The 26201-nt window shown below is 43.6% G+C and carries 20 protein-coding genes; 3 read left to right on the top strand and 17 right to left on the bottom strand.

The features are described 5' to 3' along the window. Positions 1-95: 95 nt before the first annotated feature. Positions 96-1526: a 3-keto-alpha-glucoside-1,2-lyase-like domain-containing protein gene (locus K339_RS0130075; protein ID WP_028526909.1), complete on the top strand. Its 1431-nt coding sequence runs from the start codon at positions 96-98 to the stop codon at positions 1524-1526. A gap of 49 nt (positions 1527-1575) precedes the next feature. Next, positions 1576-2235 carry a LamG domain-containing protein gene (locus K339_RS0130070; RefSeq protein WP_028526908.1) on the top strand — a complete coding sequence of 220 codons (660 nt, stop codon included), beginning with the start codon at positions 1576-1578 and terminating at the stop codon, positions 2233-2235. Between the two features lie 196 nt (positions 2236-2431). Here K339_RS0130070 and K339_RS0130060 read toward each other — a convergent pair whose 3' ends face one another. From K339_RS0130060 to K339_RS0130020, 7 genes are all read right to left on the bottom strand, one after another. Next, a complete protein-coding gene (locus K339_RS0130060) occupies positions 2432-3175 on the bottom strand; it encodes a hypothetical protein (protein WP_028526907.1) in 744 nt (247 codons plus the stop codon). 1 nt (position 3176) lies between these two features. Next, on the bottom strand, positions 3177-4064 hold the full coding sequence (locus tag K339_RS0130055; RefSeq protein ID WP_084332363.1) for a TraB/GumN family protein: 888 nt from the start codon (positions 4062-4064) through the stop codon (positions 3177-3179). A gap of 183 nt (positions 4065-4247) precedes the next feature. Then, positions 4248-6692 (bottom strand): outer membrane beta-barrel family protein, encoded by a 2445-nt coding sequence (locus tag K339_RS0130045; protein WP_028526905.1) that lies wholly within the window; start codon positions 6690-6692, stop codon positions 4248-4250. Between the two features lie 474 nt (positions 6693-7166). Further along, complete coding sequence (locus K339_RS0130035; protein ID WP_028526904.1) at positions 7167-8072, bottom strand: NAD(P)/FAD-dependent oxidoreductase; 906 nt, start codon at positions 8070-8072, stop codon at positions 7167-7169. Positions 8073-8201: 129 nt separating this feature from the next. Further along, a complete protein-coding gene (locus K339_RS0130030; protein ID WP_028526903.1) occupies positions 8202-9299 on the bottom strand; it encodes a hypothetical protein in 1098 nt (365 codons plus the stop codon). After that, entirely contained in the window at positions 9296-10300 is a 1005-nt protein-coding gene (locus K339_RS0130025) for a hypothetical protein (protein WP_028526902.1), read from the bottom strand. The genes K339_RS0130030 and K339_RS0130025 overlap by 4 nt, the downstream gene beginning before the upstream one ends. A 22-nt stretch (positions 10301-10322) precedes the next feature. Beyond that, positions 10323-11846: a hypothetical protein gene (locus K339_RS0130020; RefSeq protein ID WP_157607806.1), complete on the bottom strand. Its 1524-nt coding sequence runs from the start codon at positions 11844-11846 to the stop codon at positions 10323-10325. Between the two features lie 207 nt (positions 11847-12053). On the opposite strand from K339_RS0130020, the gene K339_RS0130015 reads away from it, so the two are divergent. Then, positions 12054-13832: a sensor histidine kinase gene (locus K339_RS0130015; RefSeq protein WP_084332362.1), complete on the top strand. Its 1779-nt coding sequence runs from the start codon at positions 12054-12056 to the stop codon at positions 13830-13832. Here K339_RS0130015 and K339_RS0130010 read toward each other — a convergent pair. The 10 genes from K339_RS0130010 to K339_RS0129965 all read right to left on the bottom strand — a co-directional run bounded on the left by K339_RS0130010 (position 13801) and on the right by K339_RS0129965 (position 26189). Next, entirely contained in the window at positions 13801-14439 is a 639-nt protein-coding gene (locus tag K339_RS0130010; RefSeq protein ID WP_037302291.1) for a response regulator, read from the bottom strand. The two genes, K339_RS0130015 and K339_RS0130010, sit on opposite strands and share 32 nt — an antisense overlap. 63 nt (positions 14440-14502) lie before the next feature. Further along, on the bottom strand, positions 14503-16644 hold the full coding sequence (locus K339_RS0130005; RefSeq protein WP_028526898.1) for a ligand-binding sensor domain-containing protein: 2142 nt from the start codon (positions 16642-16644) through the stop codon (positions 14503-14505). Between the two features lie 251 nt (positions 16645-16895). Further along, positions 16896-18092 carry a PepSY-associated TM helix domain-containing protein gene (locus K339_RS35335; protein WP_051398364.1) on the bottom strand — a complete coding sequence of 399 codons (1197 nt, stop codon included), beginning with the start codon at positions 18090-18092 and terminating at the stop codon, positions 16896-16898. A 12-nt stretch (positions 18093-18104) separates the two neighbouring features. Next, positions 18105-19355: a hypothetical protein gene (locus K339_RS0129995; protein ID WP_028526897.1), complete on the bottom strand. Its 1251-nt coding sequence runs from the start codon at positions 19353-19355 to the stop codon at positions 18105-18107. Positions 19356-19436: 81 nt separating this feature from the next. Continuing rightward, the gene (locus tag K339_RS0129990) at positions 19437-21797 is read right to left on the bottom strand and encodes a TonB-dependent siderophore receptor (protein WP_028526896.1); all 2361 of its coding nucleotides are present in this window, start codon (positions 21795-21797) and stop codon (positions 19437-19439) included. A gap of 42 nt (positions 21798-21839) precedes the next feature. Next, positions 21840-22550, bottom strand: coding sequence for a DUF4198 domain-containing protein (locus tag K339_RS0129985; RefSeq protein WP_037302290.1), 711 nt, complete (start codon positions 22548-22550; stop codon positions 21840-21842). A 41-nt stretch (positions 22551-22591) separates the two neighbouring features. Next, positions 22592-24277 (bottom strand): PepSY-associated TM helix domain-containing protein, encoded by a 1686-nt coding sequence (locus K339_RS0129980; RefSeq protein WP_028526894.1) that lies wholly within the window; start codon positions 24275-24277, stop codon positions 22592-22594. A 13-nt stretch (positions 24278-24290) separates the two neighbouring features. Continuing rightward, on the bottom strand, positions 24291-24566 hold the full coding sequence (locus tag K339_RS0129975; protein WP_028526893.1) for a hypothetical protein: 276 nt from the start codon (positions 24564-24566) through the stop codon (positions 24291-24293). 2 nt (positions 24567-24568) lie between these two features. Continuing rightward, positions 24569-24892, bottom strand: a complete 324-nt coding sequence (locus K339_RS0129970; protein WP_028526892.1) for a hypothetical protein — start codon at positions 24890-24892, stop codon at positions 24569-24571. Positions 24893-24983: 91 nt separating this feature from the next. After that, positions 24984-26189: a DUF4374 domain-containing protein gene (locus K339_RS0129965; RefSeq protein ID WP_028526891.1), complete on the bottom strand. Its 1206-nt coding sequence runs from the start codon at positions 26187-26189 to the stop codon at positions 24984-24986. Positions 26190-26201 lie beyond the last annotated feature (12 nt).

Here is a 26201-nt window from a genome sequence, read left to right as displayed (position 1 = left end):
AACTTGAACCTAACTTGACACAAGTTTGAACCTGCTAGAACGGACGGAATCGCTGATTTTTGGTGAAATTTCAAAAACTATACAGCTATTTGTCCATGAAAAAATTGCTTTCGCTTATGTTGATGGTTGTGTCTCTCCAAGGGGTTGCACAAAAAAACAAGACCGTTTCTTCTCCAAAATTAACAGATAATTCAAATCTACTGTCACCTGAGCGCTGGGATTTTCAGGAAGGTAAAGTAACATTTACGGATTATAAGGGCAAAAAAGTCATGAAAATTGGCTCATTGTCGGGGCAGGTGGTGCTGAAAGATGTCGTATTCAAAGACGGAACGATTGAGTTTGACGTAGATCCGCACCCTACGGAGTTTGCGTCTTCGGTCTATTTTCATCGTAAAGATGCCAAAGAACAAGAAATTGTCTATTTGCGTGTACCCCGAATTGGGATTAAACTGGCCAATCAAGGCATCCAATACACGCCTTATTTTGACGGGGTCAATATGTGGGACATTTATCCGCAATACCAAGCGCCAGCGATGGCCAAAACGGGGGAGTGGAATCACATGAAATTGGTGATTTCGGGTAAACAAATGAAGGTGTATGTGAACGACATGACCAATGCCGCGCTTGAAATCCCCAAACTAGAGGGAACCATGACTGAAGGCAGCATTGCATTTGAAGGAGAAGGGTATATCACAAATTTACAAATCAAACCCAACGAAACCGAAGGATTGGCCAGTTATGAAGGAACCGATATGACCAAACACGACGGGCAGTATCTCCGTAAATGGGCGATTTCAACGCCTGTTTTGTTTCCCAAAGGCAATGAAACGTTTGCCGAAAATTTACCAGATGCGGAAGCGTTTTCGGAAAGTATCGAGGCTGAAACCGCAGGCTTACTTAACCTAACCCGACGCTTTGGTGCTACGCCACAGCGTAAACTCGTTTGGCTTAAAACGACAATAACGGCTTCAGAACCTACCTTTACTAATTTGCAGATAGGCTTCAACGACGAAATCTGGGTCTATCTCAACAATGAAATGGTGTTGGTTGACAAAAATCTGTTTCAACAAGTTGGAATGCGAAAAAATCCTGGGGGACGACTTTCGATTAACAATACCATTGCAAAGCTAAACCTGAAAAAGGGTGAAAATGAGCTGCTTATTGCAGTAGCTAACGATTTTTATGGCTGGGGACTCATGGCAAGACTCGAAAATGCTGAAAAAATTGAACAAACGGACGAGGTGTCAAAAATCCTTAATTTGGCTGAAGAAATTAAAAAAACGCCCCTTGAACCCTATGTAGGCGTGTACACCCAACCTGGAAGTGATTACAAACTGACATTCTTTCAAAAAGATAAAAAGCTGGTAGCAAAGGTGATTAATTCAGAGACAGAGTTTAAGATGAAACACATTGGAAATCATACTTTTGTCATTCCTCAAGCTTTTGCAACTGTGCAGTTTAAACTGGCAGAAAATAAACTTAATTTTAAACAGGGCGTGGACGTGAGGGAGTTTGTGAAACAGTAAAAAACAAACTTTAGCAGTCTTGAAACCACCATTCTAAACAATAAAAATAATGACACAAACTAAGCTTTTTCTCGTTTTAACCTTATACTTTTTTTGCACCATTACTTTCGCTCAAAAAATCAGCCTCAAAAAAGCAGATGGAATAATTCCAATAAATACTGAAACGACAGAGCAAAAACATAAAGGCAAAGAGGCATTAAAAGTAAAAGCCATTAAAAATAATAAATCGGCGATGGTTTTGCTACCTATTGTAGATTTTTCAGAAGGTACCATTGAATTTGAAATGGCGGCTGATCGGGCAGCAGATTCACATCCCGAAAGTAGAGGTTTTGCTGGTTTGGCATTTCATATTTCAAAAGATACCACAGCCTTTGATGTTATCTATTTGAGAGCTACCAATGGGCGAGCCGAAGACCAAGTGAGGCGTAACCACACCGTGCAGTACATGGCTCAACCTGGTTTTGATTTCCAAGTTTTGAGAGAAAAATTTCCTGAAAAGTATGAAACGTATGTGGACATAGTGCCTAATGAATGGATTAAACTCAAAATTGTGGTTAATGGCAGAATGACAAAGTTGTATGTACACGAGCAAGAACAGCCTACGCTAATTGTAAAGGATATGTTGAATAAAACCACTATCGGTGGCATTGCCCTTTGGGTGGGTGGTGGTACGGAAGCGTATTATCGGAATGTGAGAATAAGTAAATAACTTGTAAATGAATGGGGCTAAAAAACTTTCCAAGTTTCAGATTCTTGTAAGGATTAAACTTGGAAAGGTTATTTGTTTAGTGATAAGCCTTTCCAAGTTTCAGGTTCTTGCGTGGATAAACTTGGAAAGGTTGTTTGTGTGGTGATAAGACTTTCCAAGTTTCAGGTTCGTGTGAGGATTAAACTTGGAAAGTCTCTTAGCCTGGAAATGCAAACTCTTGATCGGCCAAATCAAGGTTGGTTTCTACTTGGGTGACAGTGATGGAAAGGGTGGTTTTACTATTGATTTTTTGAGTAATTTCAAACGGGAAAACCATGTCGTTAACTGTCTGAAATTTACTTAAATATGTATCCATATACCCGCCTTTTCCTGCTCCTTTTTTTATCGCATTTCGTACTAAAACAGGTAAATAGGTTTTGGTATCAAAAAAGTAAAAGCTCGACAATTCTGCTACGGTAGCGTTGGTCATTGGCGGTGGTTTTTTGAGCAAGCGCACACGATAACAATCTTTGCCCTCAACAAGCATTTTTCCTTCCAAAGTTACGCTATATCCGCGTTCGGCATAATTTACAAACGGGTCAAGCATTTGAATGTCAGCCTTTAAGGCGTCACTTTCTTCGGTCGATAACTTTTCTAATTGTAACGTTTTCGGATTGGTATGCCAGCCCGTTGTTCCATCAAAGCAGTTTTGATAGATACTTTTTTCTTGAAACAACGCGACCGAGCGCTGTAAATTGGGCGCTTTTTGTTGCTGAATATAGGGGATTTCCATTCCTTGCATTTTGAGAAAACCCGTTGTTCGTAGTGTTTTTAAGGAAAGTAACTTCTCTTTACCCCCAATGGCTTTTAGGTAATTTTCAACCACTTCATCGACGGTTTGGGCGCGGGAAATGATTGAGAACGAAAGGGTAAGTAAGAGAAAAAATGCGTTTTTTTTCATTTTATAAAATAGGTTTTATCGAATATCCTTTCTTTTTAAGTAAGCTCAAAACGCCTTTTTCGCCACCAAGGTGTCCTGCACCTACGGCAAAAAACGACGATTTTGACTGCATGGCTTTTTCCATAATTGGAATCCAATTGGCATTCCGATTGGCGAGTAAAATGTCCTCGTATCCGTTGAAATCCCAGTCGCTATCGTCCATCAGCTTGACGAGTGCTTCTAGGTCTTGAGCTTTGTACAATGCCACCATTTTTTCAAATTCTTTGGAAGACTCTTCTTTTTTACGAACCATATCCACGAGCAAGGCCGCTTGTTTTTCGTACGGAATTTGGTCAAAAATGCCCATCTGAAATTCAACAGTTTCTAAGCCTAACAGCTCTTTTTTGGCGTTTGTGGCCATTTGGGTAAACGTCAATTCGTAGGATTGAGGCTGACAGTCGAGGAAAGTCATGTAAATCATGGACATAACCGTAAAAGGCTTCAGGCCGTTGTACATGGCAAGACTCATTTTGAGACGTTCTTTAAAATAATTGTCCAAAACAGCATAGTCGTCTTCCGACAAATAGTCTTTCAATTTTTTACCGTTGGTCAGCATAGAAGTTTGCATCATCTTGGTCATTAATGTTGGGTCGTCCATGTCCAATTCAAGATAAACTTGCTCGGCCCGCCCAAAGGTCGATTTGGTTGAGTCGGTCATTAAGTAATCTTTGGGGCAAATCATGTGGATGGTTCCATATACATAAGATGGTTTGGCGAGCCCATTTCCTGACACTTCCCAGAGCAACGATTTTTCTTGAGAGAAGGCCGAAAAGCTACTAAGGACAAGTAAAAAACCAAAGAAACGGTTTAAACTGAGCAGTGTTACTCGGAGAGTAGCGGTTTTTGTCATGGCGTTTTGTCTAATTGAGGGAGGTTTAATTCCAATGTTTAACGTAAAAATAGGGCAACAAGGTACTAAAAAGCCAAAATAAAAAAAGCCATGCCTTAATCAAAGCATGGCTTTCCGACGTTTTCTTAACCTAAACTAAAATATTGTTGAAAGGGTGGGGTCGTTTCCCGACCCTTGTTTTTGCTAGTTCTGACCTGAGTTGGCGCGGTTGCGGAGGTCGTCGGTACTTGTGCTACGTTGGCGAGCTGCTTTCACGTTTTGATTTCCGAAACGATAGGTAAATGATACCCGTACTTGGCGGCTTTCCCAGCGAGAATATACTTTGAAATTCAAATCTTGGTATTTCACCGTGCCTGCAAAGCGGTTCAAGAAGAATATATCGTTCACGTTTACGCGCAGAGAGGCTTTGCGGTTCCATAATGACTTGGCAAAACCAGCACTGATTTGTCCTTGTGCCTTGGCGTACAAGAGGTTATATTGGGTTGGAGAGTTCCAAAAGCCGCTCAATTCGGCTGTGTATCCTTTGGGTAAAGTGAAGTTGTTGGTCATAAATACCGTTGCTCCAAATTGCCCCAAGTCGAGGTCGGCTCCGTAGTAGAACGAGCGGTAGCGGTTATAAAACGCGCTGATGTTGTTTTGCATCGTCCACCATTTTTTAACCGTCACTGGAATACTAAAGGTCAGGTTATAACTGTCTTGGTGGTCTAAGTTTTCGGTGGTTACGTAGGTCTTGTTTTCAGACGCAATTTGTTTTGGGATTTGGTCAGCAATCACGTCATTGATGCGGCTGTAGCCCAAGGAAGTTGAAAATGCGCCTTTGAAGACGTGGGTAATTTGAAACGAATTAGTAAACTGTGGACGCAAGTTTGGATTTCCTTGTTGGAACGTATAAGGGTCAAGGAAAAACTGGAACGGGTTCAAATTGCGGTAATTGGGACGGTCGATACGGCGACTGTACGAGACATTCAGGACGTTGTTGGTATCGAGCGAACGAGACACAAACACGCTTGGGAACAGGTTGACGTAGTTACGATCCACGACGTTGTTGAGCGTCACTGAGTTACCCTGCGAATGGGTATGTTCGGCGCGGAAGCCCAACTGTACCTGCGTTTTTTTGTTCAATGACGTGCTATAATTAAGGTAGGCGGCATTGATGTTTTCTTTGTAAATAAACTGGTTAGAGCGAGTTGGATCAAGCGTCCAAACGTTATCTACTTGGGTTTCAAAACGCATGTCATTGTCGGTATTCACAAAGCTACTTTTGGCACCTGTTTCTATTTTTCCTTTTTTAAGAGGGTGGATATAGTCAATTTTTGCACCCGCGATTTGAATGTTTGAAGGCATGATGTTTCTGAATACATCCTTGCTGGTGATTTCATCGCTAGGGGAGAAATAGGTAGTACGTAAATCATTTCCAGAGTTGCCATTAAAAATCGAATAATCAGCATCGGCAGTCAGCTCACGTCCTTTTCCTAAATCGTGTTTAAGGTTGACGTTGGCCGTATAATTATCCAAACGGTTGTGGTTGTAAGTATCTGTTTCAAAACGGCTTGTTAGCGTTTGGTTTTTATCGCGAAAATCCGTTTTTGAAACACCATTCATTTTAAACTGGTTGAGAAAGCCAGTTGCTAACACACCGATGGTCGTTTTTTTGGTGACAAAAAAGTCAACCCCGCCCCGAAAACTCACGTTTTGAGGATTTCCTACGCGTGGACTGTTTTGGTCCATGTACGTAACTTGGTCTTGAAACGCAATCGTGCGGTCGATGTCTTGGGTATTTTGGAAGCGCCCGTGAAAGACACTCACATTACCAAACGCATTGTATTTGGCATTGCGGTAGTTGAGCCCCAGCGATCCGTTTAGTTTCTCATAGCGGCCATAGCCAGCACCTAGGGTGTAGTTTCCGTTAGTGCCAAAATTTTTGTTTTTCTTCAACACAATGTTGATGAGGCCTGTATTTCCAGCGGCATCGTATTTGGCAGGAGGGTTGGAGATAAGTTCAATTTTCTCAACGTTATCGCTTGGCATCGACTGCAACATGTTCATCAAATCTTGCATCGAAATTTGTTGTAACTTCCCATCAATCATCACCATCACCCCTTGGCGACCTTTAAACTGGAGGCGGTCATTTTGGCGGTCGATGGTCACACCTGGTGCTTTCTCAAGCACTTCGAGAGCAGTTCCACCCGCCGAACCAATGTTATTTTCAACGTTGACAACCATGCGATCGACTTGTTGTTCTACAAATGGTTTTTTGGAAACGACCTTCACCTCTTGAAGGGTTTGGGTGTTTTCAGCAACGATAAGCGATGGTACTTTCAGGCTAAGTTGACCTTCTTTTAGTTCAAAAGGAGCAGAGAATGATTTCTGAAAACCTACCATTGTGGCCGAAATCAAATACCGACCAAGCGAAATGTTTTCAAATTCGTAAGTACCAGATTCGCTCGAAATAGCCCCTTTGGCGAGGGTAGAGTCCTTGGCGTTAAGCAACAAAACCGTGGCAAAAGGAAGTGGTTTTGTTGCTGATTCTTTTACATCCCCCGTGATTTTTCCCTTTGAAGGAGATTGTGCAATCACACTGGAACAAAGCAAAACGAATGCTGCGATGAAGCTGCTAGAAGTTTTCATGGCTACTGTTTAAAATGGCTGTTATTAATTACCGCTTCAAAGGTATAGTACTGTGCATTGCAAGCTACCTTTTTTTACATAAGCGGTAGATTTTTTTAGATAAGCGGTTTTGGCTGTAAAAAACCGCTTTTTGCTTCAAAAGGCAGCAGTTAGGCAAAATCAATGCTCCTAACTACTGCCTTTTGTTTTACTTATTTCATGAATTGTTTTGCTTTCAACTTGCTGTTATATCTATAAGATGCAATCTCAAGCAAGAAGGTTGCATCAACAGCAAAAAATATTTGTTTGCTTGCCCCAAACTATGATTTGGGGCAAAAATGGAATTGCGTCTCCGACGCCCATTTTAGAAATTTGCTTGCCTCAAACTATCATTTGGGGCAAAAATGGAATTGCGTCTCTGACGCCCATTTTAGAAGTTGCTTGCCCCAAACTATCATTTGGGGCAAAAATGGAATTGCGTCTCTGACGCCCATTTTAGAACACCTCCTCAATGAGTTCTCGATTCAAAACCGCCGCTGCCATCGAACCCTTAGCGACAGCATTGGCCACCGACCGAAAAGGGGAAGTGTTGTCGCCAGCGGCCAATATACCAGGCTGACTGGTTTGCTGCATTTCATTGACTTGAATATACCCTTGTGGGGTTATTTCGCAGCCAAGTTGGGCAGGGAGGGCAGTGTGTTGAACAAACGAGGGACGATAATAGACGGCCTGTACGGGTAGTTTTTCTTGGTTTTTGAGTAAAATATGCTCAATCTGTCCATTTTGGTGCACAAACTCGCCGATTTCACTTTCAATCATTTGAATGCCATTTTTTGCCAATTTCAAACCTTGTTCTTTACTCAATGTTGACGGGCCGTTTGTACAGAGTGTCAAATTTTTAGTCCAATTAGAAATCATTTTTACGTATTCAAAACCCTCGTCACCGTTCCCAATGACGGCCGTTGGGGTATTTTTTACCTCAAATCCGTGACAATAGGGGCAATGAATGACCGAAATACCCCAGCAGGCAGAAAGTCCATTGAATGCCAATAAGTTATCCTTGATGCCTGTGGCGAATAAGAGTTTTTTAGCCGCGTAGCTTTCTCCACTTTGAAGAACGATTTCGAACCCATTTTCAATTTTATGGGCTTGAACGGCAGTGCCTATTTTCCAGTCGATGGTAGAATAGGCAAGTACCTGTTCACGTGCCTTCTCTAAAATACGGAGGGGAGGTTCTCCATCTTGCGTCAGAAAGTTATGAGAATGAGGTGTTTGGCGATTGCAGGGTAATTGATTGTCAATGATAAGCACGTTTCGTAGCGCACGGCCAAGGCCCATCGCAGCCGAGAGACCCGCAAAACTACCACCGATGATGATGACGTCGTGTGTTTGGGATGACATAATATGTGGGATAAGCAGGGAAAGTTATATTTGCAACAATGATGCAAATATAGTGTTTTTTTATTGCCTTCCGACTACTGCGGTGGTTCCAACGCTAATTAAGAAAAAGAGATTGTTTGTTTAATGATTTTACCGCATCATACAGGCGATGCTGGCAATGGGCACAAGCTGCTTAAAAGAAAAGTTTGTACCATAAACGGTACGTACTCCATAACTCAGCATGACATTTTTGCTAAATCGCCAATCTCCGCCATAGGCAATTGTAACGGCCTTAAAACGAAAGAGATTAGCGTCGTCTCGGTTGAGGGCTTCGACAAAAAAATTAAACTTAGGACTTCCGTAGCGGAGGCTAATGCCTCCAAAAAATTCCCGTGTACTGGGGCGAAGCGGGGTGCTGACGGTGGTATAACGGAAGACCCCCGTGAGGAGCCATTTGCGACCTAATCCGACACAGCCATTGACCCAAACCGATAGGCCATCGCGTTGTAAGTTGAGGCTATCTAGCTGGTCTTTGAAGTAATTGTAAGAGCGCCCGACCGCAATGTCCAAAAAACTGGCATTCCAGTGCTCTTTCAAATAAGTGTTGGCTAATGCTGTAATCACTTCTTTTTGTCCCTTTTCTAGCGCTATTAGTTGAGCTTCGATTCCTTGTAATTGTTGTAAAAATAAAGTTCTATTTTCGAGATACAGGCTTAGATTGGGCGTTTTGCGCAGACTATCTTCCAAATCTCGGCGCATGTCCAGCAGTGATTTTTGTTGTTGCTCAAATCGCTGTGTAGCGTTTTTAAACAAATCAGGCTCATCTAAAGCATCGTGGCTGCGAAAGAGCGTGATTTTAGTAGCTACAGCCAGACGGCGTGTGAGGTTTTCGTCCTCGATTGTTCCTGCCGAAATATCAAGGGTTGACAGGGTTTTCATCAATTTTGAAGCAGCTTGGTATTTCTGGAGCTTGGGGCGGTTGTAGAGCAATTCCCAAACGGGCTGCGCCTGAATGGCGATGTTGGGTTTGAGCCGCCACGATGCAAAAGACCAGTCCACCTTAAAATCGCGGATGTTGCCAGGCTTGGTTACCTGAGCAGGCGTAACGCCCAGCAAATCAAAAGCCGCCGACGCAGGAATCGTAAATTCCAGAGGTTTGTCGGCGTTGAGTGTCGGAATATCGGTTTGGGCAGGGGCATTGAGACTGACCATAACCCAAATGAGATAAAACAAAGAGCGATTCTTCATTTATGCTGACAAACTTTAAGCGATGAGATAGAAAATATATCAGCATTTGAATATGTGCCAGAAAGTACGGCTGCCATGGCATACGTTTTGGCATATAGTTGAATTTTGTAGTCCCCACCATTAGGGCTTGGCGTAAAACTGCCCTGTAGTCGGTCATTTTCCCCACTAGCTCTAAATGGATTGTACCAAATAACGGGGGCAAGAGCCCAGCCGATATCATGTTCTATTCGTAAGTCAACAGTTGGGCCGCTCACTACTATCCCGACGCTGGCGTCGCAATAGCCTCCTCCCAAAAATGCAAAGGCGATTCCTGATATTTGATAGCTACATTCTGCGTTGATGTCTATATTACTGCCATTGGGAGAGATGCTGGCAAACTCGCCGATAGCACTAAACTCTTCTCTACCCGAAGCCACAAGAGCTACTGTTTGAGCAAATGTTACGCATTCTTTGGAGATATTATCGAGCAAATCGCCTAATCGTTCAGAACCCAACTCAATGGCTTGTTGGTTCATGGTTGTATTCCTGACTTTCAAAGGACATTTAAACTCCTTACAAGGGTTGCTTGGAGGAGGGAAAAGTGTCCGAGAAGCTGTAGCATTGGCGACGCCCAAAAATTCGGTGAAGCGTAGTTGGTTAGAAGCCAGACGAAGAATACCCAGCATTTTACTTTGGTAGTATTTTTCATCAATTTTGGCAGCTATGTACCCTTGCTTTACGAAGGCGTAGTATTTACTGTCGAGTACAGTCAGTTCTTTGGCTCGCTGTTGGTAGTTTTTTAGTGCTGCAATTCTCTTTAAATCAGCCTGATAATCAGCAAAAAGTTTGGCATCAGTTTTTTGCAGTATATCTTCTACTTGCTTGCGTACTGGGGCTAATAAACTCTGTATAGCCTCAATTTGTGCTTTGGTAGGGCTACTTATTTTAGAAGCTTTAGGGCTGTTTTGTGCGATTGTCGCAACCGCCAAAGCAGTAAAAATAATCACAAATAGTAGTTTCATGGGTTTGAAATGATTTAGGTACTTATCCTGTGACGATGGGAGGAATGAGCTCGGCGGGAGCATACGTGAAAGTCATTAATTTCACCAAGGCTAGGGCAAAAGTTGGATGCTCAATACACACTGTGCCGTCGTTAAAACTACCCAGAGCTTTATGAACAAGTAATTGGGCTTGAATAGCAGTAGCATAAATGAGTATCAGGATTACAACCGCCAAGATGAGGGCTGCTGCACCTGCCACAACTGGCCCTGCTGCCGCTACTAGTGCTGCTATGGCGGGGGATGCTGGCGCCAAAGCGCCCAATGCTGTCGCTGCTGCGGGGCTTAGGGCAGCCAATACGGAGAGGGCGGTTGCCCAATCGGAGCCAGTTTGTCCCCAGGCGTTCAGACTTATTAACTTATCGGCACAATCAGCACCAATACACACTTTAATACCGTATGGTATCCCTACATTTTTTCCATCTAAAATGAGGGGGGTATTGAGTTGTGCCAAGCTCCATTGTCCGTCTAGCATACATTTGAAAGGCCCTAGAAAACCACTAATATCTTTGAGTAGCTTGAGGGCATCGCTTACTACTTTTTTATCACTAACGGGAGGTGTAGGGTCGGCAACAGCTCCTTGAATTGTTCCAGATACCAGTGGTTTAAATGGATTTGGCCAGTTGATGTCAGCAAATGGAGCTTGGACACACGAGACATAAGGCATCACAATTTTTTCGACAATTGTTTCAATAACAATCGTTGTAAAACCAATCACCATGTCTGTAAATACCTGCATTGCACAGGCAGCGATGGCACAGGGGATGGCGCCAAAACCCCAAGCCACATCTTTGCAAGGGCCATTGAGCTGTTGGTCATAACATTCGAGGTACTGTTGTTCCGCCGATTTGATGATCGGTATTGTTTCTGTTACCACTCGAGTGGCTGTTTGAACACCTGCATTTATCAAATTTTGAAAGCCCAAACCGCAATTCATGGCATTCGCTCCCATAGCATTGTTGGTTTTGGCCATTAATTGGGACATTTGACTACCCATAGATTTTTTTACTCTTTGGGTCGCCACTGGATATGTAGTAACAAAGGCAGCCCGTAACTCCAAAACTCCGATAAGTTTTTTGCGATCATTTGCTATTTCTTGGGCCATTCTTTCAATGGATTTTTTGCTCCATGGTTCGTTGGATTTCCCAAATTCGATTCTTGTCGGAGTGAGCTTAATGGCGTTACTATCATTGCCAAATTTGGCATAAATACCCCGTCCTGAGGCATCTATTACGCACGAGCCGTTGTTGCTTGCCATATAAATTGGCAAAGTATTTCCTTTGATTTCGGCAATTCTTACTTCCCCAAATGCGCTTACCAACCCTTCGCCTACTGTACTGCGTTTAAACAATAAAATGGGGGGTGTTTTTGTGTCAAGATTGTTGCCCCATCCAGTTTTTGCAAAGGGCAAAGTAGAAAGTAAACCAAACAAGGCCCCATTTCGGAGCATTGTCCGACGGTCCATCGGTTTGGTGAAATAGTCAGGGCTTTGATTTGTGTTAGTTGTCATGATTTTCAAGTAGTTTGCGAAAAGGTTTTTCATTGTTTTGTGTACTGCAAAGCTCTGAAAATCAGAATTATAAGTAAATACCTGTTTTCCCTGATTTTTCATTCAGGGATTTCCCCGAATGTCGATTAAGGGTTTCTGGGTATTTTATTGAACGGTATTGGAAATGTCAAAAATCACCTCCTACTTGTATTTTCAAACCTCCCACTAATGATGAAACAGCTGCTATCAATCAGCCTTCTATTTTTTTTCTTTCTTACAAAAACATTGGCCCAAACTCACGCCGATTCAGTACGTTTTGCAACGTTTGTAACACAAGTGAAAAAATACGCGGTGGACTCACCGAAATTCCATGCCGATTCGAGTTATTATTTTGCGACGCAAGCGTTGAAGTTTGCCCAAACGACGGGTAACAAGTTTTTGATTGCACAGGGCTATTACTACCAAGGAGCAAGTTTGGTTAATGCCCCCTTGAGTATGGCCAACAAAGCAGCTGGGCGCGAAGAATTGCACAAAGCAGCCCGACTGTTCAAAGAATTGAATAAAAAAGAGTGGTATTTGTTGACAGTCAAGGATTTGTATATTTTAGAAGGCCATTTTTTTGATGGAAAATCAGAAAAGTCAGGCCTGTATCAAGCACTTGCCATTGAAGGACGGAGCGACCCTGATTTCCAATATCCTGATAATTTGCGGGAAAATGAACCTGACCAACCCATGACCCGCGCTACTATTTTGCGCGTTATTCGGTCAGGTGAGCGTTATATTCAACAACTTAAAGCCCAAAATAAGCCCGAATTGCTCATGTACGCTCACGAGATTTTGGGAAAATATAATGATTACTATGGCGACTACCCCAAAGCTATACAGCATTTTGAATCTGCTTTTCACTTGAGTGAAACCACCCATAATGAATGGTTTAGCCCTATTATTTTGAATGGCCTGTTGCCCACATTGCTCAATGCAAAAAAATACAGTGATTCTGAAAAATGGTCAAAAAAAGGGTTGGAGTTACTCCAAAATCTCAAAATTCCTGAATTGCGTCGTCGATTTTTGGATTTTATGTATCAAGCACTCAAAGGCCAAGGGCGATGGAATGAGGCCGTGAACTACAAAGAAAAAAGCTACGTACTCTACGATAGTCTCCAAGACGAGGCCATCCTGAAAAATGGCGTGTATATGCAAGAAAAACTGGGTGCTGAACGCAAGCAGTTCATCGCCGAGCAGCAAGCGCATTTGCAGCAGCAGCGCCTCAATTATGCCCTTTTTGGGGCGGGGGTGTTGCTATTGGTCATTGTGGGGTTGCTTTGGTACAATAACACACTGCGCCAAACCAAACGCCAGCTTGAAGCTAAAAACGCGGAGATTTCGGCGGCTTTGTTGCGCGGACAAACCCAAGAACGTAAGCGAGTTGCGTCTGATTTGCACGACAATCTAGTCGCCAAAATTGCGGGACTTCGTTGGCGGTTTCAGATGATAGAGAAACAGGAACTTGGCAGTCGAAATCTAAAACTGTATGAGGATGTGGGGCGCGGTTTGGAGGAAACTTTAGCTGATGTACGGATGATTTCGCATAACCTACAGCCTGCCCAATTGGAAGAAAAAGGGCTTGTGGCTGCGTTACAAAAAATGATCAATGACACCAACGAGTTGGGGAAAACGCTATTTCATTTGGAAATACCCAATGACTTGCCGCGTTTTACTCCCAACATTGAATTTGAACTTTATACCATTGCGCTTGAACTTACGACCAACGTCCTTCGGCATTCTAAGGCCAAAAAGGCAGGTGTGACCCTGACTCTGCAAAGCGATATGTTGAGCCTAATTGTGCTTGACGATGGAATAGGGATGACGAGTACTTCTACGAACGGAATGGGGATGCAGAACGTACGCAGCCGCGTAGAAAGGCTCAGGGGTACCATGTACATAGTGAGTACAAATGGGATGCAGGTTGAGATAATTATACCAAACCACGCTTTACGGCGTACATAGCCACTCCGACTGAGTTTTTAACACCAAGTTTGTTGATGATATTCCGACGGTGGGTTTCAACCGTTTTTTCACTGATGAACAATTTCTCCGCAATTTCGAGGGAAGTGGCCTCGGAGGCAATAAGACGAATAATGTCTAACTCACGGGAGGTCAGCAAGGGCTCGACCGAAGTGGGTGTTTGGAGCAACTTGAGCAGATTATCTTGGTCAAAATACTTTCCTCCACTCACTACAATCTCAATGGCTTCCTTGATTTCACTGATTCCTGCATTTTTGAGCACATATCCTACCACTCCCGCTTGCACTGCCTGTCGAATAGAATCGGTTTCGTCAGACATCGTTAGCATCAATACTTTCACATTCGGATAATGTTGTTGAATGTGTCGGGCCATTTGAAGCCCATCTAAATCGGGCATTCGCAAATCTGTAATGACCAAATCGGCATGGTTTTTTTCTAAAACTTGAAGCACTTCTTGCCCATTTCGACAACACCCAATAACGTCAAAATGAGGGATGTCATTCGCTAGTAGTTGGAGCGTTTCAAGGATGAACTGATGGTCATCGGCCAAAATAACTTTGATGCTAGAAGGGGCTTTGCTAAGGGTCATAGAGTTCTCCAAAGGAATCTATCCAAATGTACTAAAATTTGATAAATACCCAGCAAAGATTCTTTACTTCCAAAAACCATAATATCGCCCCATCCAGTACGCAAAAAGGTAGTAAGAACCACTGTCTTCGGTTTTGCCACCATCGCCCGAGTCAAATTCTTTTGGGTTGGTGTTCCAGCGTGAGATACTGCTTTCGGGGGTGGGGATAGGCTTGGTGGATTGAAGACGGCGGAAACGGCTCAACAATGGGTCTCTGGGCAAATCCCAACGATGACTGTTTTCCATTCGCCAATTAATCAAGTCGAGTGGAAACTGTTGAATTTCTTCCAAAGCGACGGCTACATCACAATCTTTACGCAGCATCACACTGGCCATCACGTTCCAGATAGGCATGTGGTCAGAGCTAACGGCTTTCCAGCTTCGTTCGAGGCTTTTGAGGTAAATGTCACGGTTAGGGTCGGCTTTGGTATAATTGAGCAAACCATAATAAGGAAAAAAGTTGAGGATGTCGTCCGAATGACTGGTTTCAAACGGCCCAAAAACCTTGGCTTGAAGGGCATTCTTGGCATAACCGTGTTGGTTTACCAAATACTGGTAGTGTTTTTCGTACTTTTCATCACCCGTAAAGTGGTAAGCGGTTTTGAGAAAAGACAAAATTTGTAATGAATTTAGTCCCCGTTCGTACATCCAATTGGGCGAATGATTTAGCGAATCGGGATGCCAAATGCCCCAACGGGTTGGCTTCCCGTCGAAGTCAATTAAGTGATAATTATGGTCAACTATATGGTCAACGGTGCGTTTGATGAGCTGTTTCACTCGCTCTTTTTGTTCATCGTTGGCTACCAAATCATAAAATAGGGGAAGCGCAAAAATATGCCCCGTAATTTCGTCCGAACTGGTGTCGTCCAACCATTGCCATTGACCGTCGGGCGAAGGATGCCAGAGTTTTGGGTGTGGCGACCGTGACTGCGTGATGGGGTCGGTAGCTAAGGCATACGAACGAGCAGGATAACCCGAAATGCCCGAGACTTTTTCGAGCCTTTCTAAGGCTTCAAATGTCCGAATAGCCTTGTTTTTGGCAGCTGTGTCGCCCGTAGAAGCATAATGAAAACACTCGGCGACCAAATAACAGGCCGTCCACAAGCCGTCGTTGTCTTCGTTATTTAAATAACTTGTTGCTATATCGCCCGCTTCCTTTAACCTAGCGTGATTGACCAAACCGCGCCGATTGTGCCGAAGTTCAATGACTTTTTCTATGTAAGCCGCTTTTGCTTCCAATGTCATCGCTTGTTGCTGAATCTGGGCAATTCCTTGCGGCGTTGCTACCCAAATCGTCAGAGAATCAACGACTAAAATGTCATTCACTTGGTTGTCGGGAAGCCAGCGTTTGCCGAGGTAGTATTGCCAGCGACTATCTTTTTTTATCAACCCTTTTTGTGTGCCCATCCAAAGCCCGTTTGCGAAAGGCGTGAGTACCATAACAGGCCCATAAGGAAGCCCGTCGGTGGCTCTTAGCACCCAATGATTCCCGTCGTTGGCAATACACCCCACCGACCAAGGACTACTGTAAACCATGTCTTGATCGCTGTTATAATGGGTCAGGGCAAAATACATTTCTTTGTTACCCACCGCCATGAGGCTTTCGTCGAGGTTAAACCATCGCCCATTGGTACGTCGCCAAAGCCCACGGTTGGTCGCGACGTAAAGTTGTCCTTGGGCGTCTTTGGCGATGCTATTCACGCGTCTTTCTTTGAGGTTGGGCGAAGGCGTCCACTGTCCATTCCAGCCCATTAGACCGTTGTTGGTGCCCACCCAAAGTTGCTTAGGTGTTTCCCAAAATAGGGTCAAGATGGTATCTGTTGCCGAAAGCGGCGGTTGGATGATTTGTTTCTCTTTTTTTTCGGAATAAATGCCCCGAGCAGTCGCTAACCACACATTTCCATCGCCATCTAATGAAGCATTGGTCAATTCGATGGGTTGCTTTTGGCCTGTCCATTTTCCTGATTTGAACCGAAAAATACCCGTCGAAGTAACGCAGATTCGTTGGTCTTTCGACTGAAAAAGCTTCAGCGTATTTTTCCCAGCCTCAGCAGGAAGCGCAATGTCGGTTTTTATGTCTTGGTAGTAGGAAGCTGAGGGTTGGGCATAAGCTGTGTAAAAGTTAAAACAAACAAATAGCAGTGCAGGAGTATTTTTGAATGGCATAGGAGCAAAAGTTTAATAATAGTAGGGGCGGTGGTTATTTAGCATACGGTTTCTACACAGGGATGGACTATTGAAAAGTGTGATTCACTGGTTGGTTTCAAATAAAAAGCGCCGACGCAACTGCATCGGCGCTTTGTTGGCTATTCCCATCTTTCCTCAAATTGAAACTTTCAACTTTTGTTATCAAAAAACACCGACCCAAACTGAGTTGGCATTTATAACGATAATCTGCAAGAAGTCATAAGATTGTATTAGTTCGCAGGTGTCTTAGCCATTTTATCTGTTTCAGGTGTTAGGCGTAATTGCCCTTTTTTACCTTCGTATTTTTTGTATCTCTTTTTTTGTCCTTGCTTACGGCGTCCCCACCAGATATAAAATCCTGTAATGGGTAAACTGGCCGTAATCAAGCTGGCAAAGAAGACCAACAGTTGCCCTGTCAAGCCTAAAATCTTACCTACATGAATGTCGTAATACATACTACGTACTTTTTCACCGTTATTCATTTGGGGGAAATGTTCTTCCAAAATAGGTTTTCCAGTGCGTTGGTCGTAGTAATACGATGAGCCATTGTGATAGACGTTTTTGGAAGGATAAATATAGGCTGTAATGGTCCCTGCCTTGGTATCGGGGATATAAATACTAATAGCCCCATAGGGTTTGGCATAGGAAGCAACTGTCTGATGAAATACTTGGTCTTCAACAGTTGCCAAGGCTGTTTTTGTGGAGTCAGAAGGAGATTTGGGTTCTGGCCAATCTTTATAAGGAGCACCCAATGTGGCTGTGTAATAAATGCCTTTGTTGATCCACTCAAACCCCCAGGCCAAGCCTGTAATGGCTACAAAAATGATGACAAAAGAAGAATAAAAACCCAAAACGTTGTGTAAATCATAGTTTTTTCGCTTCCATTGCAGTCCTTCTTTCCACTTAAACCAAAAGCGTTGTTTGGCAGCGGCTTTGTTTTTAGGCCACCACAGTACCATTCCTGTAATGAGCAAAATAACAAAAAACAGCGTCGTGAAATCCACGATATGGCCACCGATTTCGCCCATCATCAAGTTGACGTGCAGTTCAATAATAATGTCAAAAAACGAATGCCCCGACTCCACGTGTAGCATCTCGCCCGTGTAGGGATTCATGTAGGCATGGAGATGATACTCTTCGCCATTTTTTGTTCCCCACGAACTCAAAATAGCCGCTCGGTCTTTCCCTGAATAATCAACTCCTTTAATAGGAAAACCGTTGAAATGTGGTGTTACCAGTGATTTTAGTTGCGAAGGCGGTAAATAAGGTTTTGATTGCGGTTGTACTTGCCGATAGTCGTACAATACATCAGAAATTTCTGATTCAAAGGTCCAAATAGCCCCTGTGATGGCCACAATAAACACCACTAAGCCCGAAGCCAAACCGAGCCAGAGGTGAATGATGCCGAATGTTTTTTTGAGTGTCATCTTGTGAGCGTTTTAAAATTCTATTTCGTCAATTTGCCCCATGCGAGGGTTTACGATACTGCTGAAAATACTGCCGAAAGTGTAAGTAAAACCAAACTCTGCCCAGAAGTAACTTTTGGTAGGCAACTGTTGCCCTCCCAAAATATAAACGTTGCCGTTGAGGGGTTCTTTGAGCAATGAAATTTGATCATTTACCAACTCAAATTGCCCTTCTACATTGAATGACAAGCCTTTGGCGATTCGGATAGCGATAAGGGACGTGAAGGTTAGTCGGTTTTGTTTGAGATAATCCAAAAATGAACTACTCTGAATAGACCCTCGAAGGCTTCCCCAATTGCGAGTTATATCGGTAATAACCGTCAGGCGTTGGTAAGGCTTACGTTCTTGATTTTTATTAAAAATGGTTGTGCCGTAATACGTAAAATTATGCAAACCAGCCTGATAGACTATTCTTAACTGTTTTTGGGCATTGGCGGTGTAAGGAAAAATATTGTATTCCAACACAGGAGCTATGCGATAGCTACTCAACAGGTTTTTGTATTCATCTTGTTGGTATTGGCCTGTTACGCCCACCGACCAATGATTATTGAGACTACGCACATAGAGCGGTATGAAATTCAGGCTATTGATGTGCATCGCCAATTTCTCGTCGTCGAGCGTAATCGAATTGCGTTTGGAAGAATACCGACCGTTGAGAATAAATTTACTTTTGTCGGTAACTCGTCGAATGGCAATTTCTGCATTGAGCCTTAAAAACAAAGAGTTAGATTGCCCCTCGGTGTAGCCGTTGATGCCGGGCGTAAAATTCCAGTAGTTCCATTTATCAGTCAACGATTTTTGGGTTTCCTGCGCAGTTCCTTCCACTCGTTGTGCCTTAAAAACCCCTTGCCAAAGCGTATGGTGAAAAATGTGCAGCAAACCTAGTTGGATTGTTTCTACTAAATTTGTCCGAGTAAAATCGTCGGTTTGCCCTTGGGGAATATCACAAAAAAGGGTGTCTTTCTTGCCCACCAGCGTTTTCATGCCCGTAAACTCCAAGTTGAGCCTTACGCCCCCTGTTGAGTTGGGTTTTTCGGTAATCAAGATTTGGACATCGGCATTGGCAGCATCCCACACAAACGAACAGTTGGTAATGGTCTGAACCAGATAGTCGCGGTAACAACGGGTATTTTGCGTGGCACAGTTGGCAAACACAGCAGGTTTTGTCTGGGAAAATGTATTCCCAGACAAAAGCATCAGCCAAAAAACAAAGAAATTACGCATAGTTTGATTCAATCATAAGAGCACTAATACACAAATAATCAATCGTCTATGAGTTTTTGTGCATTAGCATTTAAAAATAAATCAAAATCTAATGTTGGTTTGAATCCTGAAATTCAGCGGTGCACCCGGTGAATACAACCACTCTTTGGCATCGGGGCTGTAATAGCCGTTGCTGGCGTATTTTTTGTTGGTAAGATTATACACATTTACGCCTACCGAAAACTTCTGGAGGGTGTACGAAACCGTGGCATCGTAAATGGTGTAGCCAGGTAAGTTCATGTTGCCAAACTCACTTCCCCAACCCACATATACCCCGCTACGGCTGCCCATGTGCTGCATACCGCCGCCAAAAGACAACCCTTTCAGCGGCCCCTCGGCGATTCGGTATTTTAGCCAAGCGTTCGCCGTGTGGTCGGGAGTCCCAAAGTTTCTGATACCCACTACGGACGAGTCACGATCTTTGGTTACTTTGGCATCAGTAAAGGCGTAATTGGCATTAACAAACAAGTTTTTGCCGATGTTTCCCATTACATCAATCTCGATGCCTTTGCTCGTAATTTGCCCCGTTTTCAGATAAAAACCTTCGTGAATGGGGTCGCTGGTGCCCACATTATTTTTTTGGATGGAATACGTTGAGGCATTCACCGACAGTTTTTTATCAAAAAACAAAGCTTTTACCCCAAATTCTTTGTTGCTTCCCGTCAAGGGTGGAAGACGACTTTCTCCAAAAACCGCCCCTCGTTGCGGCAGGAAACTCTTGTCATAGATGGCATAAAGCGAAAAGTTATCAGAAAACAAATATGTAAGTCCCAAGCGAGGGGTAAAGGCATTATCGGCGATTTCGTAATCAGGGTCATCGGCACTGTTGTAGTCTTGTCCCGTCACCAAATAGGTGTATCTTCCTGCCAACGTCAGCACTACTTTTTTGGCAATTTTTATGTGGTCTTGCACGTACAGTGCTTGCCATTTATTGGAAGAAACCCACGAGCCTTTGTTGGCAGAAGGGATAAACTGCAAACTGTCTTTTGGTAAATAATAGGTCGGATTGACAATGGCAAGCTTGAATTTATTTTCTCCCCAAGTCCCTCCGTACGTGCTGCCTTCTCCCCCGTTTCCATAGTCAAGCCCTACCAATACTTTATGTTCAATTTGATTTCCTGTATTAAATGAGCCATCCACAAATAGCTGCATATTATACAGTTTTCCCCACCAATCGCTCATCGAATTGTCACGGTAAATGGTGTCTTTTGTAGCCGATATGCCGTTTACATACAGTGCATTACCGTCCCAATCGGTGGTCATATAAGCCGCTTGGGCGTTGAGTTTCCAATGGTCGTTGATTTTATGTTGAAAAAACGCTCGGGTATAAACATCTTTACCCAGAAAGTTACCGATATTGGGGTCATTCATGGCCATGTCAATGGGCAACTTAAAGAACTCTCCGTTGATGGTAATTTGGTTGAAACTGTTGTGTGCCGTAATGGCTTTCACATGATTATGCTCAATGGTTAGACTCGAATTGGGCGTAAATTCGTATTTCAAGGCTGCCGCTGCAAAAAAGCGGTTAAAATTACTGAGTTTGTAAAATTGGGCGTTTTGCTGCATTCCCGTATTAAGACGATAGGTGAGTTTGCCGTTTCGTTGCACTTCACCGCCTAAATCAATTGCTGCCCTCATCATGTTGAAACTGCCCATTCCCAAGCTAATCTCGTTGATGCGCTCGTGCGTGGGTTGCTTGGTAACGGTATTGACCAAACCACCCGGTTCGGCATTTGCCAGCATAAAGCCCGCAGGGCCTTTCACAAACTCAACTCGCTCAATCATCGCCGCATCCTCTTGGGCATTCCACCAGATGGGGCCGCCAACTCCGTTACGATAAGTACTATATGTCGCATTGGTTCCTCTAATCAAAAGACTGGCATCCAAGTCGTCGCCGTAGGTTTTGGTAATGCCACTGACAGTCCGAATCACGTCGTTTTTATTGAGCATCCCCATGTCCACGATGGTTTGGCGGGTGGTCACGGATATGTTTTGAGGGACTTCAATTAATTTGGCATTGAGTCTAAGCGATTCCGAAGTCTTTTCAGCTACGTATTTTTCGGCTTTTTGCCCCGTTACCATTACTTCTTGCAGTTGTTGGCTATCTTCGGTCAAAACAAAATTGATCTCTAAGTCTTTTCCTGATAGTACCGTGATTGTCTGCGATTTAGTGGCAAGTCCCACAAAACTTGCCTGCAACGTGTAGTTGCCTGCCTTTACTTTTTCTATAACATACGCCCCATTTTGGTCAGAAATAGCTCCTTTTAGGGTTCCTTTCAACGTGATGGTTACGTATTCGGCAGGTTTGCCGTCGGCAGTAGTCAAATGTCCTTTTATTTGGGCTTGTTGGGCAAATAGCCAATAGCTTATGCTGACTAAAAAAATGGTAAAAGTTGATTTCATTGTGAGTTGTTTAAGTGGGTAAATAAATTGGTGGGGAAGCTGTTACGGCTTCTCCACCTCTACAATATATGTAGCACAGCGCCAGACCGATTTGTAGGGCTTGCCATCTTGCTCTCCGCTTTCTTTTTCAGTCTTACTAGCTTCGATGTAGTAAGTGCCAGGCCAAAGAGGGGTAAATTCTGCCTGCCCATCGGCCTTTGTCTGAACTGTACGGTTCCAGCCACTCGGTGAATGAACCGCAATCTGGAGCTTGTCCGACGGCTTGGTTTTAAACACGCCTGCCAGGGCAATGGGTTGACCTACTTTATACTTGTTATTGGCTTGACTGACAGTTACATTCAGTTCGTTTGGACTGGCTATGGTTGTTGATTTGGCTTGGCCAACGGTTACAGCAGCGGTTGCGTTGAATTGGTATTTGGTGGTACCGCCCAACTCCTTCGCTGCATGACCCACCGCCAGGGTATAAACACCCTCTTGCTGAGGAGTAAAGTCGGCAGTGTAGTGATTTTCAGCGGGTGTTACAGCCAGTTTTGTTTTTTGTCCATCGGGGCTAATGAGCCAGAGTTCAAACGCTTTCACATCCGAATACCAATCATTTATTTTTTCGGGTGCCTCATCTGGTTCGGCGTAGGTAATGCGGACGGCTTGTTTTTTGCCTTTTTTGCCAACTGGGCTGGTTTGAATCCATAAAGCATGGCCCCAAGCATTGAGCATAAGGCAAGTAAGTAACAAAGAAGTTAGGAGTCGTTTCATTGATAATATTGGATAAAAAGTGAAAAATCAGACAAAAAGCATCAAGCATTGTTGGGTTGGGTTACCTTTTCTGAGGCTTTTTCAGGGGAAGAAAGCGCGCGTTTTCGCTGCTCAGTTTTCCATAAGATGAGCCCGCTTATGAGCGATAGGCAAAGAAAAAGGACATCAATAAATAAAATATCGAAAGCGTTGCGTTGGTAGGTATTCCAAAACCAATTGCCACGTACGACGCCGTCCAGTAGAGGAAGCAGGAAGCAGCTAATTGTCGATAGGAGTAGTGACTGGCGATTGACGAGGGCAAGGTTTCGCAACACAAGGAAATAAACACTTAGCACCAACCAAGGATAAAAGTACCAATGGTAAATATCTGATTGACTGGGTTTTTGCAAAAACAACAGCGTAATCATGCTGAAAGCCGTCACGGGCAACATGCTTAAACTCGACGAAATATAAACGTTCGCAGTCCAAAAATTGAAGTTTCGCTTGCGTGCAGGAATGCTTTTGTTGTCGCGGGCTACTAACCAAATCATTACCCCTGAGTTGATAACAATACAACCAAGAATGCCCAGCACAAAATAAATGACTCGTAATGGGCGGCCACCAAAGTCGCCAAAATGCAAATGGTAAATAAGCCCTCTGACCGTATGAACGTACGAAGGCGCTGCCAGCGGGGCATGTTCTGAGATGATTTTCTGGTCACGTACCCGATAAATGAGCTCTCCCACACCATTGAGTTGTGCGTCGGTATGGGGCTTGGCTTGTAACACTACGTGCATATTTTCATCCCCATAGTTGCGGATGGCGACCAAACTGAGGTCGCTTTTTTGCCATTTTTGTTCGGTTTGGTTGACCAATTGATTGAGGTCGAATCGGTTGGTAAGTGGCTTGTTGGCGTAGGCAAAATCTTGCTTCACTCCGTAACCTAAATCTTTATAAATTTTTTCATCGTTACCTTTGTAAAACAACTTGGTGTAAGGAACGATGAGGAACGAGTTAAAAATCAGTATCACGCCAGTTACGGCAAATACCAACTGATACGGAAAACCAATGACCCCCAAAACGGTATGAAGGTCGGTCCAGACAATTTTTCGTTTGTTCCAAGGTCGAAAGGTAAAGAAGTTGGTTATCAGTTTGTTCCAGTGCAGCAGTAGCCCTGTGATAAGGGCAAAAATAAAAATGAAGGAGACAATTCCCGCCAGTAAATAACCAAAAGGAACGCCAATTCGGAAGGGAAGTAGTTGGTTTACTTGGGCCAAAAAATGCAAACGGTACAAAAACTCACCGATGGTGTACGATGAAGAATAATCGGCTTCTCGCTGTTTGCTGAAGTCAAACGTAAAAAATGCCGAGTCGTCATCGCCACCACGGCCTCTTCCTCTGCCTCGTTTTTGTTCGGGCTTCTTTTTGGGCTTTTTTTGCTGTTTGACGATGGGGTCGTGCGAGGCCGACATGGCTACATATACCCCCGCTTGGTGACGTTGTAAGGTAAAATCAACATCACGGCCTTTGAGGTTATGGTGCTTGGAAAGGGAATCGAGAATGTAGTTGAAATTCTTCTTTATTTCCCCTTTTGGGCTGAGGTAAGACTCATTTTTTTGCCACGCTGCTAAGTCATTTTTAAAGAAGGAGAACGAACCAGCAAAAAACATGACATACAAGATAGCACAGATGATGATGCCACTGATGGTATGGGTGTTGAAATAAATATTATATTTCCTATTGTCCATGATACTCGTCAGTTTAGATAAAGTAAATTCCTGAAAATAAGCCTGTTAAAAGCGCATAAATCGCCCATGTTTTCCAAGCTTTGGGTATCAAAAATGCCACGAGAAGGAGGGTTGCCCAAAGTAGGTACCCTGTAATAAAAGAGGTAACTATGATGTACTCTTTCGGAATAGCGCGGGTTAGCGCTGCGTGAAAGCTTAGGGTTACTAAGTAGCCGCCAAGCGAGCCTGCAAGGATTTTAGATAATTTTATCCAAGGCGATTTGGTGAGGTATTTTTTATTGGCTGGCATACCTATAAAATGATTTCAAGAAGGGTACAACAAACATAGATGGCCATCACTTCCCGCAGACGCAGGTAACTAAAAGGTTCGATGATGACTGAAAGACAACCGACGGTCATTAGCCCTACAAAAAAGCCGAATAGACCACTTGCAAGCCCCCATTGGAAGATAAAACCTACGGAGCTGGCCAACAACAAGGATACGCCAATAAGCCGAGTTTGGGATTTATGCTCCAACGCATAGGCCCAAACATCACCCACAGGCTGACGTTTGGCGGCGGTAATTTGCCAAAGATAAAATGCGACAAACTGTATGAAGAGCAAGGAACTGGTCATGGGTGAAAAGATTGAATAGAGTGGGGGGATTGGTAACTGGGAAGAGCCAGAAATGGATTAACAATCCCAGCTCTTCCAGTAGTAAGAAACCTTATTTTAAATACTGCACAGCCGTGACTGCTCCACCTTCTATTTTCAATCCACGAGTGGCAGTTTGAGTGCTGGCATCAATTTTATAGATGTAGCTCGTACCGTCGGTTAAATTAACTCCGATGTAGCCCGTTTTACCGTCTTTAGGAGAGTAGTTGTTGGTCGTTAGGTTGCTAATACTTGCCACGTCGGGCATACCTGTCACTGCTTTGTAAGTTTTGTCCACTACATTCACAATTCCCACGCGTTTTCCTGCGGGGAAGCCTGAAGTTTTTTCGGCTTTTGCCGTTGCATTTACGATGTAGGTATTGTTACCAATGTAAATCCAAGACGTAATACTCATTCCACCACTGGCAGCCTCTACGTCAAAGAAATAGCTCTGGTCAAACTCCGTAGTGCCTGACTTGATTTTTAATACAGCCGCAGGTTTGGTCGAAGAAAGTTTGCCTGCGGTGGTGGCTGCGGCAGGAGAAAATCCATAGATGTCTCCATTTTCCTGAATGGAGAGGCCATCTTGGAAATACTTGCCAATAAAACTGGCCCGCTTGTCGGTGATTACCTTCTCCAGTTTCATGTCTGCGTAATTGAAAATGGCAATCGAAGCTTGGTCTGGATACGCCGTATTAAAACTGCGGTCGTTGATTGTCTGGTACGGAGCAAAGACTTTCGTGCCTACTTGTTTGATCCAAGTGAAGTGCGCAAGTTCGCCCAACTGGGTCAGGTCGAGGGTGTTTACGGTGCCTTCTGCGGTGATAGTCAGGCTGTTTGTGTTTACTTTGTACCAGCTTGAGGTAGGCGCCGTTAGGCTTCTTGAGATTTTAAAAAGCAATAAATCGTCATTTACTGGAGCAAATGCCTGCACGGTTTCGGTTTGGAAATTGGTGAGTTTGGTAAGCTTGCTATCCTGAATATTATAGGCCGTAACCGCTCCAGGATTTCCTTGGCCATAAAGCATACTAAAAAATTTGCCGTTATGAGTTACGTAATAACGATACGTTCCATCTTGCTCTACGCCGTTTCCTGCGGTAGAGATGGTACCAGTTTCTAAATTTTGGGCTGTCAGTAGATAATCTGCTACGCCAGTAGAAGCAGCAGGACTCACAGTCAGGATATAATTACCTGGGGTTTCGGGAACAGATTCTGTTTTAGTACATGAGGCAAGAAGCCCTGTGGTAACAAATAGAGCGAAAGTCGATCTAAGTTTCATAATAATAGTGAT

It is taken from the genome of Runella limosa DSM 17973 (assembly GCF_000482465.1).
Lineage (GTDB): Bacteria > Bacteroidota > Bacteroidia > Cytophagales > Spirosomataceae > Runella > Runella limosa.
This window is presented reverse-complemented; position numbering and strand designations above follow the sequence as displayed.